The sequence below is a fragment of the Allobosea spartocytisi genome, from assembly GCF_014764685.1.
Classification (GTDB): Bacteria; Pseudomonadota; Alphaproteobacteria; order Rhizobiales; family Beijerinckiaceae; genus Allobosea; species Allobosea spartocytisi.
The window spans coordinates 86886-100384 of sequence record NZ_JACXWY010000002.1 but is presented as its reverse complement, the minus strand read 5'-3'; the positions used below and the strand labels follow the sequence as shown (position 1 = coordinate 100384).

Here is a 13499-nt window from a genome sequence, read left to right as displayed (position 1 = left end):
CGGCTCGAATGGCCTGTTCGCTGGATAGGGTCGGCGGCAAGACGATACGTGGTCCAGTGTTCGGGAACGGCGAAGAGGCCGCGGCTTTTGCCCCGGCCTCGCATCATGCGGTATTTGGTTCATTGCATCGGCTTTTTCCGAAAACCGCATTCCGCTTTTTCGGGCCGATGCTCTCGCCGCGCGCGACCTACCATTTGTAGCTGGCCGAGACCGTGACGGTGCGGGCATCGCCATAGCCGCAGCCGGAATAGCCCTGGCAGCTCTTCACATAGACCTTGTCGAGGAGATTGGTGACGTTCACCGCGAAGGACCAGTCGTCGATCTTGTAGCGGATCGCGGCATCGACCAGCGTCACGGCCGGCACCTTCAGCGTGTTCTCGTTGTCGGCCCAGGACTTGCCGACATAGCGCAGGCCGGCGCCGAGGCCGAGGCCTCTCAGCGGCCCCTCGGTGACGGTGTAGTCGAGCCAGCCCGAGGCGGTCACCTCCGGCACGATGAAGGGCGTCTTGCCGATATAGGCAGCGCGGGTGTCCTTCGTCGTCTTGAGGTCGAAGGCGGTGAAGCTCGCCAGCACCTTCCAGTTCTCGTCGAGATTGGCCTTGGCCTCGAGCTCGAAGCCGGTCGAGGTGACCTCGCCGAGCTGGGTCGAGGCGAAGGGGTTGAGCGCCGTCGGCGACGGGGTGACGACGTTCTGCTTCACCAGCCGGAAGACCGAGGCCGTGATCAGCGCGTCCATGAAGCCCGGCTTGTACTTCACGCCGGCCTCGTATTGATGGCCCTTCTCCGGCTGGAACGGCGTCGCCGGGCCGCCCGTCAGGTTGGGCACGGCATCGAAGACCGGGTTGAAGAAGGTCGCGGCACTGACATAGGGCGTCACGCCATTGGCGAACTCATAGGCCAGGCCGGCGCGGCCGGAGAAGGCCGCCTCGTTCTTGCTGTAGCTCGGCGAGAACAGCAGGCCGGGCGCGCTGACGGATTTCTTCTTGGTGTAGTCGTAGCGGCCGTTCAGCGTGACGAGCCAGCCATCGCCGAAGCGGAGCTGGTCCTGGAGGTAGAGCCCGAACTGGTGGTGGTCCAGCTCCTGGTTCAGATAGACCGAGGGCATGCCCTGCGGCGCGCCGTAGACCGGGTTGGTCACGCTGATCGGCGTCGCGCCGCCCGATGCCTGCGTCTGGTCGATGTTGAAGTATTTGTAGTCGGCGCCGAGCAGCAGCGAATGCTCGACCGGCCCGGTGCGGAAGCTCCGCTCCAGCCGGTTGTCGAGCAGGAAAGTGTTGACCTGCGTGCGTTCCTGGAAGCCGATGCGGTAGAGCTGGTAATCGGGCGCCAGCGGCTGGAAGCCGTTCCCGAACGGCGCGTCCGGCCCGGAATAACCGTAGCCATAGGGGCCGAGCTGCGAGCCGCGCATATGGCCGTAGCGGGCGTTCTGGCTGAAGGTCCAGCCATTGTCGAACTCATGCTTGAACTCCCAGCCCAGCATGGTCTGGACGCGCTTCTGGCTGTCGATATCCGGCTCGCCGAGGAAGGCCTTGCGCGGAATGCGGCCGAAGGGCGCGTTCACCACCGTGCCGACATAGGGCAGGAAGCCGCCGCCGACATGGATCTGGTCGAGCGCCGAATAATAGCCATAGGCCGTGAAGCTGGTCGCCCCGTTCGGCTTGTAGGTGATCTGCGGCAGGATGAAGCCACGGAAATCCTTGGCGACGTCGGTGTACTGGTCGCCGCCGGAGATGCGGCCCGTGAGGCGCGTGCTCCAGATCCCCTGCTTGTCGCTGACCCCAATGTCGATGTTGGTGTAGGCGTTGCCGAAATTGTTGATGCCGGTCTCGACCAGGCCGAAATTCCTGCCGTTCGGGCGCTTGCTGATCATGTTAACGATGCCGCCGGGATTGCCGCCGCCGTAGAGGACAGAGGCCGGTCCCTTCAGCACCTCCACCCGCTCGAGCATGAACGGGTCGATCTGGAAGCCGCCGAAGCCGAAGGCATAGTTCGACAGCCCGTCGAGATACATGCCGGTCTGCGTCGCCTGGAAACCGCGGATGAAGACCCAGTCGGTATCCGGGTCCGGGCCGAAGGGCTGGGCCGTGACGCCGGCGGTGTAGCGCAGGGCTTCGTCGACCTTCTGGACGTTGCGGTCCTCGAGCTCCCGCCGGCCAATCACCGAGACGGCCTGGGGGATCGCCGTGATCGGCGTATTGGTCTTCGAGCCCGTCCCCGTGCGCTGCGGCACATAGCCGTTGACCGGGCCGGTCGCGGTCTCGGCCTGGCCTTCGACCGTGATCGTGTCGAGCTGCACCGTTGCCGGCTGAGTCTGGGCCTGCCGATCTTGCCGGGCCTGGGCGAAGGCCGGGCCAGCGATCGCTAGAAGCGAAGTGGCCGATCCAAGAATAAATCTAATCTTCATACGATCAGTATAGCGCATAATTCGCTTCTACCAGAATGAGTGATGTCGCGTTCGAATATTCGATATTTAGAATAATTCAAAACGACACTTATCTCGGGACAATTTTCCCTAACACTCACACCAGCAGCCGGATTGATCGTTTCTGCTATGCATTGAACGTTTTTGTTCTGTCCCGTATCATGCGGCCACGGTGTTGCATTCTCGCCACCTTTCCATCGCCACCGACGGAAGAAGTCGATGTCGCTCCAGCCGAGCATGAATTCCGTCCGGGAAGGCATCAGCGTCATCGGCACGCTGAAATGGCGCGCCTTCAACGGCGTGATCGCCGATCTCTGGCAGGCGCGCTGCGAGAAGGGCGCGCGCGGCGAATATGTCTCGCAGCATCCGCGGCTGTTCATCGTGCTCGAGACGGAGGGCGGATCGTTCGAGACGCGGCTCTCGCCCGGCGGGCCCGGCATTGCGAGTGCACCCGGGGGATCATCGATCAGCTACATGCCGGCCGGGATGCCGGTCTGGACGCGCATCGACGAGCGGCTGCGGCTGAAGCATCTCGACCTGCATTTCGACGCGCAGGAGATCGCGGAACGGCTCGCCGAGCCGCTCGACCGGGCCATCCTCGCGCAACCCCGCATCATGTTCAGCGACGAGCGCATCATGGCGCTGGCGCGGATGATCGCAGCCGAATGCGCGGAGCCGGAGCGGCGGCACGACCTCTATGGCGACGGGCTCGTGCTCGCCCTGCTGATCGATCTCTTCCAGGTCCGGCGCCGCGAGCCGCGCCGGCGCTCGTCGCTGACCGGCGAGCAATTGCGGCGCATCACCGATTTCATCGCCGATCATTGCGGCGACAACATCCGCCTGCAGGAGCTGGCTGCGCTGGTCGATCTCTCGCAGTCGCATTTCAGCCATGCCTTCAAGGCGGCGACCGGCCTGCCGCCGCATCAATGGCAATTGCAGGCGCGCGTGCGGAAGGGCCAGGAGATGCTGGCTGCCGGCGACCGCACCCTGACGGAGATCGCGGCCGAGATCGGCTTTTCCGATCAGGCGCATTTCACCCGCGTCTTCCGCCGCATCGCCGGCGAGACGCCCGCCGCCTGGCAGCGGGCGCGGCGCAGCAGCGCGACCATCCCATCGAGCGGAGCGATGCAGCCGGCCAAACGCAGGGAATCGGCATAACGCGCCCGTCGCGACGGGCCTTCACCGCGAGCGCGAACCGCGGGCTTCGCCGGCAACGGACTACGACAAAAGTCTAGCCATGCGACGCAATGCCCAAGCAAGAGGCAGCTTGACGCCCCCTGGCCAGAGTTTCACTATTCCAAATTGAACGATACGTGATTGTTCGCCTGGGAGGTTGAGATGCTGCATGAGCTCTCGCGCCGCCAGTTCATGAAAGCCGCAGGGGCGGGGATCGGCGGATCTGCCGTCGCCGCGCTCGGATTCGGCGGGGCTGAGGAAGCCCTCGCCCAGGCCGTGCGACCTTTCAAGCTGACGGGCACGACGGAAACCCGAAACACCTGTCCGTACTGCTCCGTCGCCTGCGGCGTCATCATGTACGGCCTCGGCGACGGGTCCAAGAACGCCCATCCCGCGATCATCCATATCGAGGGCGACCCCGACCATCCGACCAATCGCGGCACGCTCTGCCCGAAGGGTTCCGCCCTTCTCGACTTCGTCCATTCCGAGACGCGCACCAAGGTCCCGCAATATCGCGGGCCCGGCGAGCGCGAATTCCGGCAGATCAGCTGGGGCGAGGCGCTCGACCGCATCGCGCGACTGATGAAGGACGATCGCGACAAGAACTTCATCAAGACCAACCAGGACGGCGTCACGGTCAATCGCTGGCTGACGACGGGCTTCCTCGCGGCATCGGCGACCACCAACGAAACGGCGTTCCTGACCTACAAGGTCGTCCGAAGTCTCGGGATATTGGCGTTCGACAACCAGGCGCGCGTTTGACACGGACCGACGGTGGCCAGTCTGGCCCCAACATTCGGTCGCGGTGCGATGACCAACTCCTGGACGGACATCAAGAACACCGACCTCATCGTCGTCATGGGCGGCAACGCCGCCGAAGCGCACCCTTGCGGCTTCAAATGGGTCACTGAGGCGAAGGCCCAGCGCGGCGCCAAGCTGATCGTCGTCGATCCGCGCTTCACGCGCACGGCCTCGGTCGCGGATTTCTACGCGCCGATCCGGCAAGGCACCGACATCGCTTTCCTGCTCGGGGTGATCAAGTACTGCATCGATAACGACAAGATCCAACACGACTATGTGCGCGCCTTCACCAACGCGCCCTATATCGTGAAGGAGGGCTTCGGCTATCAGGACGGTTTGTTCACCGGCTACGACGAGGCCAAGCGCGACTATGACCGCTCGAGCTGGGAATACGAGCTCGGGCCGGACGGCTATGTCCAGATCGACGAGACGCTGCAGCATCCGCGCTGCGTCTACCAGCTCCTGAAGAAGCATATCGCGGTCTACACGCCGGAGATGGTCGAGCGCATCTGCGGCACGCCAAAGGACAAGTACCTCACGATCTGCAAGATGATCGCGGAGACCTCGGCGCGCGACAAGGTCATGACCTCGATGTACGCGCTCGGCTGGACGCAGCACTCCAAGGGCTCGCAGAACATCCGCTCCATGGCGATGCTGCAGCTCATGCTCGGCAATATCGGTATGCGCGGCGGTGGCATGAATGCGCTGCGCGGGCACTCCAACATCCAGGGGCTCACCGACATCGGCCTGATGTCGAACCTGATCCCGGGCTATCTGACGCTCGGGACCGACAAGGAGGTCGATTTTTCGACCTATATGTCGACGCGCGGCTTCAAGCCGCTCAGGCCCAACCAGATGAGCTACTGGCAGAACTACAAGAAGTTCATGGTGAGCTTCCTGAAGTCGATGTGGGGCCCGGCGGCGACGGCGGAGAACGACTTCGCCTATCAGTGGCTGCCGAAGCTCGACGTGCCCGGCTACGACGTGCTGCGCACCTTCGAGCTGATGAGCCAGGGCAAGGTCAACGGCTATTTCTGCCAGGGCTTCAACCCGCTGCTCTCCTTCCCCAACCGGGGCAAGGTCACGGCCTCGCTGTCGAAGCTGAAATTCCTCGTGGTGATGGACCCGCTGCAGACCGAGACGGCACGGTTCTGGAAGGACGAGGGCGTCCATAACGACGTCAAGCCCGAGGACATCAAGACCGAGGTCTTCGAGCTGCCGACGAGCTGCTTCGCCGAGGACGAGGGTTCACTGGTCAATTCCGGCCGCTGGCTGCAATGGCACTGGCCGGGGGCCGAGCCTCCGGGCGAGGCCAAGCACGACAACTGGATCATGGCGCAGCTCCATATGCGCCTGCGCGCGCTCTACCAGAAGGAGGGCGGGGCCTTCCCGGACCCGATCGTCAATCTCCACTGGCCCTATCGCGACCCGGGCGAGCCCGAGCCGGACGAGATGGCCAAGGAGATGAACGGCTATGTCGTCTCGACGGTGACCGACCCGGTCGATCCGAGCAAGGTCATCCTGGAGAAGGGCAAGCAGATCGACACCTTCGGGCAATTGCGCGACGACGGCTCGACCGCCTGCGGCTGCTGGATCTATTCCGGCTGCTGGACCGAGAAGGGCAACATGATGGCCCGCCGGGACACCAGCGACCCCGGCAATACCGGCGCCTATTCGAACTGGGCCTTCTCCTGGCCGGCGAACCGCCGGATTCTCTACAACCGCGCCTCGGCCGATCTCGACGGCAAGGCCTGGGATCCGAAGCGCAAGCTGATCGAGTGGAACGGCACGGCCTGGGCGGGCTTCGACGTGCCGGATATCGCGCCCGGCGCCAAGCCGCAGGATGTCGGCCCCTTCATCATGAATCCGGAGGGAACCGCACGGCTCTTCGCCCGGGCGATGATGAAGGACGGCCCCTTCCCGGCCCATTACGAGCCCTTCGAGAGCCCGGTCGCCAACGTGCTCGCCCCGAAGATCCGCGGCAACCCGGCCGCGCGCATCTTCAAGGACGATCTCGCGGCGCTCGGAACCTCGGACAAGTTCCCCTATGCCGCGACCTCCTACCGCCTGACCGAGCATTTCCACTTCTGGACCAAGCATGTCTGGGTCAATGCGGTGCTGCAGCCGGAGTTCTTCGTCGAGATCAGCGAGCAGCTCGCCGCGGAGAAGAACATCCAGAAGGGCGGCTGGGTGAAGGTCTCGTCCAACCGCGGCTCGGTCTATGCCAAGGCGATGGTGACCAAGCGCATCAAGCCGCTGATCTGCGACGGCAAGACCGTCCATATCGTCGGCATCCCGCTCCATTGGGGCTTCACCGGTGCGGCGCGCAAGGGCTTCGGCCCGAACAGCCTCACCCCGTTCGTCGGCGACGCCAATATCGAGACGCCCGAGTTCAAGGCGTTCCTCGTGAATGTCGAGCCGTCCAACGGGCCGGCGACGAGCTAGGGAGGCGAAGACCATGGGATTGCAGAGCCAGGACTTCGCCCGCATCTCGGCGACCAATATGCGGCCGCCGGATGTCCGCCACGATTTCGAGGTGGCGAAGCTCATCGACGTCTCGAAATGCATCGGCTGCAAGGCATGCCAGTCGGCCTGCCTGGAATGGAACAATCTGCGCGAGGAGGTCGGCTTCAACACCGGCTCCTATGACAATCCGCACGATCTGACGCCGAACAGCTGGACGCTGATGCGGTTCACCGAATGGGAGAACCCGCAGAGCGGCAATCTCGAATGGCTGATCCGCAAGGATGGCTGCATGCATTGCGCCGATCCGGGCTGCCTCAAGGCCTGCCCCTCGCCCGGCGCGATCGTGCAGTACAACAACGGCATCGTCGATTTCGTCTCGGAGAACTGCATCGGCTGCGGCTATTGCGTGAAGGGCTGCCCCTTCAACATCCCGCGCATCAGCCAGACCGATCACAAGGCCTATAAGTGCACGCTCTGCTCGGATCGGGTCTCGGTCGGCCAGGCGCCGGCCTGCGCCAAGGCCTGCCCGACGGGGGCGATCACCTTCGGCACCAAGCAGGCGCAGCTCACCTTCGCGCAGACGCGTGTGGCGGATCTCAAGTCGCGCGGCTTCCAGAATGCCGGCATCTACGACCCGCCGGGCGTCGGCGGCACGCATGTGATGTATGTGCTCCACCATGCCGACCAGCCGCAGCTCTATGCCGGGCTGCCGAACAATCCGCGGATCAGCCAGGTCGTCGAATTATGGAAGGGGCTGACCAAATATGCCGGCATGGCGGCGATCGGCTTCGCCGCCGCCTTCGCCTTCGTCCATGGCATCGTGGCCCGGCGCAACGATGTCAGCCGCGCCGAGGACCGCGAGGCCGAGCATGTGATCGACGAGGAGGCAGCCCGTGGTCGTCAGGCGTGAAGAGGAGCGCACGACCGTCGACCGTTATCCCGGCCGCGTGCGCGTCAATCACTGGGTCACCGCGATCTCGCTGATCCTGCTCGCTCTCAGCGGGGCGGCGCTGTTCCACCCCTCGCTGTTCTTCCTGTCGGGCCTGTTCGGCGGCGGCGCGAACACCCGCGCCCTGCATCCCTGGATCGGCGTCGTGCTGCTGGCGAGCTTCGCCATCCTCTTCGTCCAGATGGTCAGATACAATTTCTGGCAGAAGGTCGACACACAATGGATGCGCCATATCGGCGAGGTGATGTCCGGCCATGAGGAGAACCTGCCCGAGATCGGCAAGTACAACGGCGCCCAGAAGATCGTCTTCTGGCTGATGACGCTGCTGATCCTCGTCCTGTTCGGCACGGGGATCATGATCTGGTACGAATATTTCGGCGCGAGCTTCACCATCGAGCAGCAGCGCTTCGGCCATATCCTGCATGCGCTGGCGGCGATCGCGATGCTGCTGGTCGTCATCGTCCATATCTATGCCGGCTTCTATGTGCGCGGCACGATGAACGCGATGACGGAGGGTAAGGTGACGGGCGGCTGGGCTTTCCGCCACCATCGGCTCTGGCTGCGCCAGGAGGCGCGCGAGGGCGTGATCGACGAACGCCAGACACCACCGCGCCGCCACACTGTCGGCCCGGCCGAGTAGCAATATCCTTGCATGCGGGGCGGCCGGGCCGCTCCGCCTCCCGTGACCCGTGCGGTTCGAGAGGACCAGAATGAGTGATGCTCCGGGCTTCGCGCCCTTCGAGGAAGTCGGCATCGCCGAGCGCGACAAGCCGCCCTTCATCCGCCTGCCCTTGCCGGAGACGCTGTTCGGGCTGCGCGCCATGCGCTTCGCAGCGCTCGCGCCCGGCCACCAGCTCGAGCCCTATCTGAGCTTCCTGGCCGCGCTGTCGAAGGCGCAGGACGAGCTCGCGCGCACCTTGCCGCCCCCTGCCCTGCCCGCCTTGGGCGAGCTTCGGATGCGGGCCGCCAATGCCATGCCGCTCCTGCCCCGCGAAGATCTTGCCGACGATCCGGCCGCCTCGGCCGCGCTCGACGGGCTGGCGAAGCTGCTGGCAGGCGTCGCCATGCCGGACCTTGCCCGCGCGGCCCTCGAACGGGCCATGGCGGTCGATGACGAAGGCCGCCGCGCGATGTTCGCCGCGGTGCTGGCCGATGCGATCCCGGTCGAGGCGGTAGCCGAGCACATCTTCGCCGCCGCGGCCTTGCAGGTCGTCGCGGCCCGCTGCGTGGCGCAGCTCGACCCGCTCCTGCCGCAGCCGGTCGCGGATGGCGTCTGCCCTTGTTGCGGCGGGCCGCCGGTAACGAGTTCGATCGTCGCCGACGTCAATGTCGAGGGTGTGCGCTATGTCCAGTGCTCGCTCTGCGCGGCGCAATGGAACCACGTCCGGGTGAAGTGCGTCACTTGCGGCTCGACCAAGGGCATCGCCTATCAGGCGATCGAGGGCATCGCCGACACGATCAAGGCCGAGACCTGCGACGAATGCCGGACCTATGTGAAGATCCTGAACCGCCGCAAGGATACGGAGCTGGAACCCGTCGCCGACGATATCGCGAGCCTCGGCCTCGATCTGCTGGTGACGGAGGCCGGCTGGAAACGGGCGGGGGTGAACCCGTTCCTGCTCGGCTATTGACGATCATGCGTCTCCCGGAGGGAGCCTGATGAACAGACCCGAACGCTTCCGCCCGCCATCGGTCGACGAGATCCTGCGCAGCGGCGAAGGCGCCCTCGCCATCACCCGCCATGGCCGCAGCGAGACGACGCAAGCAGTGCGGCAGGTGCTGGAGCGGATGCGGCAGAGCGAGACCTCTCACGCCGCCTCGGCCCATGCCATCGCGCGCATGGCGCTCGATGTGCTGGAGGAGCGCGGGCGGCCGTCGCAGCGCCCGGTGATCAACCTCACCGGCACGGTGCTGCACACCAATCTCGGCCGCGCCCTGCTGGCCGAGGAGGCGGTTCAAGCCGTCGTCACCGCGATGCGCGCACCGACCAATCTCGAATATGAGATCGAGGCCGGGCAGCGCGGCGAGCGCGACGCGCATGTGCGCGGCCTGATCCGGGAATTGACCGGCGCCGAGGATGCGGTGCTGGTCAACAACAATGCCTCGGCGGTTCTGCTCGTGCTCAACACCCTCGCCCGGGATCGCGAGGCCATCGTCTCGCGCGGCGAACTGATCGAGATCGGCGGCGCCTTCCGCATGCCGGATATCATGGGCCGCGCCGGCGCGATCCTGCGCGAGGTCGGCACCACCAATCGCACGCATCTCAAGGACTATGCCGAGGCCATCGGCCCTGAGACCGGATTGCTGCTGAAGGTCCACACCTCGAACTATGTCGTGCAGGGCTTCACGGCGGAGGTCGAGCCGGCAGAGCTGGCGAAGCTCGCCCGCACGCACGACCTGCCTTTCGTCGACGATCTCGGCTCGGGCACGCTGATCGACCTCGCCCGCTGGGGGCTGCGGCACGAAAAGACCGTGCAGGACGCGCTGAAGGGCGGCGCCGATCTCGTCACCTTCTCCGGCGACAAGCTGCTCGGGGGCCCGCAGGCCGGCATCGTCGCCGGGCGGAAGGATCTGATCGCCAGGCTCGCCAAGAATCCGCTGAAGCGCGCGCTCCGGCTCGACAAGCTCCGCCTCGCGGCGCTGGAGGCGACGCTCCGGCTCTATCGCGATCCCGACCGGCTGGCCGAGCGCCTGCCGACGCTGCGCCTGTTCACACGCAAGGCCGCGGAGTTGCGCGCGCTGGCCGAGCGGTTGCAGCCGCAAATGGCGGCCGCGCTCGGTGCCGGCTGGACCGTCGAGACGATCGACTGCGCCAGCCAGATCGGCTCCGGCGCGTTGCCGCTGGAGACGCTGCCGAGCGCGGGGCTGGCGATCGCGCCGGCCGGCAAGGCCAGCGGCGGCGCCGTCGAGGCCTTGGCCGCCGCCTTCCGGGCCGTACCGGTGCCGGTGATCGGGCGCATCGCACAAGGCGCGCTCGTCCTCGACCTGCGTTGCCTCGAAGACGAGGCGCTCTTCGCCGCGCAGCTCGCGAGGCTGAAGCCCGGAGGCGGCGATGGGCTGGCTTGACCGGCTGCGCCGCAAGGACAACTCCGGCGCAGAGGATGTGGCTGCCGTCATGACGCGCGCCACTGATGCCGTCGAGCGCGGCGACCATCGCGCCGCGCTGGCGCTCTGGGGGCCGCTCGCCCATGCCGGCATCGCGCGGGCCCAGAACAATATCGGCGCCTGTTTCGCCGAAGGGCTCGGGGTGGAGCGCGATCTCACGCTTGCCCTGCGCTGGCTGACGCTGGCCGCGAATAGCGGTGATCCGGTCGGGCAGCGCAATCTCGCAGCGCTCCATTTCAGGGGCGACGGCGTCGCGCAGAGCGATGACGAGGCGATGCGGCTCTACCGGCTGGCGGCAGAACAGGACGATGCCCCGGCGCAGGACATGCTGTCCTGGATGCTGCTCGAAAGCGGCCTGCCCGAGGCGCGGGCGGAAGCCCTGCGCTGGGCGAAAGCCGCCGCCGAGGCCGGCATCGCGACCAGCATGACCCGGCTCGGCATGATGTTCCATGACGCTCTTGGCGTGGAGCGCGATCCCGCCGTGGCGGCCGAATGGTGGCAGCGCGGCATGGCGGCCGACGATCCCGATTCCGAGGCCATGCTCGGCGCCGCGACCCTGCTCGGCCAGGGCGTGGCTCAGGATTCCGCGCGCGCGCTTTCCCTGCTGCTCTCGGCCGAGGCCAAGGGCAGCCGTCTCGCCGCGCCCTTCATCAAGGCCGCGCGCGCCGCCTCCCCGATCGAGGCCGCGCCATGATCATCGGCACGGCCGGCCATATCGACCATGGCAAGACCTCGCTGGTGAAGCGCCTCACCGGCGTCGATACCGACCGGCTGAAGGAGGAGAAGGCGCGCGGCATCTCGATCGCGCTCGGCTTCGCCTATTGGCCGCAGGCCGATGGCTCCGTGATCGGCTTCATCGACGTTCCCGGCCATGAGAAGCTGGTCCATACGATGCTGGCCGGCGCTTCCGGCATCGACCTCATCCTGCTCGTCGTCGCGGCCGATGACGGGGTGATGCCGCAGACGCGCGAGCATGTCGCCATCGCCCGCCTGCTCGGCATCCGCGACGCCGTGGTCGCGCTCACCAAGACCGATCTCGTCGGTGCGGAGCGGATCGCCACCGTGCGCAACGAGGTCGCCAACCTGCTCGCGGACACGCCCTTCGCCGACGCACCGATGCTGCCGGTCTCGACCGTGATCGGCGACGGGCTCCCGGAATTGAGCGAATTGCTCGCGGCCAAGGCGCGTCAGGCGCAAGGCAGGCGGGGTGACGGCGCTTTCCGCCTCGCTGTCGATCGCTGCTTCACCTTGCAGGGCACCGGCACGGTGGTGACAGGCACGGTGCTGTCGGGCTCCGTCCACGTCGGCGACAGCGTCATCGTCTCGCCGGCCGGCCTGCCGGCGCGCATCCGCTCGATCCATGCCCAGAACCGTCCGGCCGAGACCGGCCATGCCGGCGACCGCTGCGCGCTCAACCTTGCCGGACCCGGCATCGCGAAGGAGGCGATCCGGCATGGCGACATGGTGCTGGTGCCGACCCTGCACGCACCGGCAAGCCGGATCGACGCCGAGATCACGCTGCTCGCCTCCGAAACCAGGCCCCTCGCCATGTGGCAGCCGGTGCGGCTCCATCACGCCGCGGCGGAAGTCGGCGCCCGCATCGTGCTGCTGGGCGAGGAGATCGCGCCGGGCGCGACCGCCCCGGTCCAGCTCGTTCTCGACAGCCCGCTTGCCGCGGCTGCGCTTGACCGCTTCGTGCTGCGCGACATCTCGGCCTCGCGCAGCATCGGCGGCGGCCGCTTCCTCGACCTGCGCGCTCCGGAGCGCAGGCGCCGCAGCCCGGAGCGGCTGGCGCAGCTTGCCGCCCTCGGCCTCGCCGATCCGGCCGAGGCTTTGCGTGCGCTGCTGGGGGTCGCGCCCTACCATGTCGAGATCGACAGCTTCGTCCGCGACCGCGCGCTGGGCGCTGACGCCGCGGAGCAACTGACCGCACGGCTCCACCTCGTCAGGATCGGCGCCCTTGCGATGCTGCCCGAGCATTGGCAGGCGCTGGCTAAAGCCGTGGCCGACACGCTCGACGCCTATCACGCTGAACATCCCGACCTGCCCGGCATGGGGCTGGAGCGTTTGCGGCTCGCTGTGGCGCCGCGCCAGCCGGCGCCCTTGTTCCGCCAGGCGCTGGCGCGGCTCACGGAGGACGGCGTGGTCGCCGCCTCCGGCTCCTGGATCAGGCGGCCCGGTCATGAAGTCCGGCTCTCGCCGGAGGACGAGACCCTGTGGGGCCGCATCGCACCGCTGATCGGCGGCGATGAGCGCTTCCGCCCGCCGCGCGTGCGCGACATCGGCCAGATGCTCGGCCGTCGCGAGGAGGAAATCCGTCGGCTGTTCCGGCTGATCGGACGGCGCGGCGACGTGCACGAAATCGCGCTCGATCACTTTTTCCTGCGCCAGACGGTGGTCGAGATGGTCGGCATCGCGAGCGCGCTTGCCGCACAACATCCGGCCGGCTTCAACGCCGCGCAATTCCGCGACAGGCTCGACAACGGCCGAAAGGTCGCTATCCAGATTCTCGAATTCTTCGACCGCCACGGCGTCACCATCCGCCGCGGCGATCTCCGGCGCATCAACCGGCAGCGGCTC

General features: G+C 66.6%; 8 protein-coding genes and 1 pseudogene. 8 read left to right on the top strand and 1 reads right to left on the bottom strand.

Features of this window, described 5'->3' with window-relative positions:
- Nucleotides 1-187 precede the first annotated feature (187 nt).
- Complete coding sequence (locus IED13_RS03335) at nt 188-2404, bottom strand: TonB-dependent siderophore receptor (protein WP_191123588.1); 2217 nt, start codon at nt 2402-2404, stop codon at nt 188-190.
- Nucleotides 2405-2641: 237 nt separating this feature from the next.
- Here IED13_RS03335 and IED13_RS03330 point away from each other — a divergent pair, with 237 nt between their 5' ends.
- From IED13_RS03330 to selB, 8 genes and pseudogenes are all read left to right on the top strand, one after another.
- Entirely contained in the window at nt 2642-3580 is a 939-nt protein-coding gene (locus IED13_RS03330) for a helix-turn-helix domain-containing protein (protein WP_191123373.1), read from the top strand.
- 180 nt (nt 3581-3760) lie between these two features.
- Nucleotides 3761-6844 (top strand): formate dehydrogenase-N subunit alpha, encoded by a 3084-nt coding sequence (fdnG, locus tag IED13_RS03325; protein ID WP_112762331.1) that lies wholly within the window; start codon nt 3761-3763, stop codon nt 6842-6844.
- A 13-nt stretch (nt 6845-6857) separates the two neighbouring features.
- Nucleotides 6858-7775, top strand: a complete 918-nt coding sequence (gene fdxH, locus IED13_RS03320; RefSeq protein WP_038368440.1) for a formate dehydrogenase subunit beta — start codon at nt 6858-6860, stop codon at nt 7773-7775.
- Nucleotides 7759-8454 carry a formate dehydrogenase subunit gamma gene (locus IED13_RS03315; protein ID WP_191123372.1) on the top strand — a complete coding sequence of 232 codons (696 nt, stop codon included), beginning with the start codon at nt 7759-7761 and terminating at the stop codon, nt 8452-8454. Before fdxH ends, IED13_RS03315 begins: the two co-directional genes overlap by 17 nt.
- Before the next feature lie 70 nt (nt 8455-8524).
- Nucleotides 8525-9445: a formate dehydrogenase accessory protein FdhE gene (gene fdhE / locus IED13_RS03310; protein ID WP_112761801.1), complete on the top strand. Its 921-nt coding sequence runs from the start codon at nt 8525-8527 to the stop codon at nt 9443-9445.
- 28 nt (nt 9446-9473) lie between these two features.
- The gene (gene selA, locus IED13_RS03305) at nt 9474-10880 is read left to right on the top strand and encodes an L-seryl-tRNA(Sec) selenium transferase (RefSeq protein ID WP_191123371.1); all 1407 of its coding nucleotides are present in this window, start codon (nt 9474-9476) and stop codon (nt 10878-10880) included.
- Complete coding sequence (locus tag IED13_RS03300; RefSeq protein WP_191123370.1) at nt 10867-11613, top strand: tetratricopeptide repeat protein; 747 nt, start codon at nt 10867-10869, stop codon at nt 11611-11613. The genes selA and IED13_RS03300 overlap by 14 nt, the downstream gene beginning before the upstream one ends.
- Nucleotides 11610-13424 (top strand): annotated as a pseudogene (selB, locus tag IED13_RS03295) (selenocysteine-specific translation elongation factor); the annotation flags it as partial. The gene IED13_RS03300 and the pseudogene selB, both read left to right, overlap by 4 nt.
- Nucleotides 13425-13499: the final 75 nt, after the last annotated feature.

What these genes read in the sequence shown, in the direction of transcription:
- IED13_RS03330 (WP_191123373.1), top strand. Translation starts at nt 2,642, where the DNA reads ATGTCGCTCCAGCCGAGCATGAATTCCGTCCGGGAAGGCATCAGCGTC.
- IED13_RS03335 (WP_191123588.1), bottom strand. Translation starts at nt 2,404, where the DNA reads ATGAAGATTAGATTTATTCTTGGATCGGCCACTTCGCTTCTAGCGATC.
- selA (WP_191123371.1), top strand. Translation starts at nt 9,474, where the DNA reads ATGAACAGACCCGAACGCTTCCGCCCGCCATCGGTCGACGAGATCCTG.
- IED13_RS03300 (WP_191123370.1), top strand. Translation starts at nt 10,867, where the DNA reads ATGGGCTGGCTTGACCGGCTGCGCCGCAAGGACAACTCCGGCGCAGAG.
- fdhE (WP_112761801.1), top strand. Translation starts at nt 8,525, where the DNA reads ATGAGTGATGCTCCGGGCTTCGCGCCCTTCGAGGAAGTCGGCATCGCC.
- fdxH (WP_038368440.1), top strand. Translation starts at nt 6,858, where the DNA reads ATGGGATTGCAGAGCCAGGACTTCGCCCGCATCTCGGCGACCAATATG.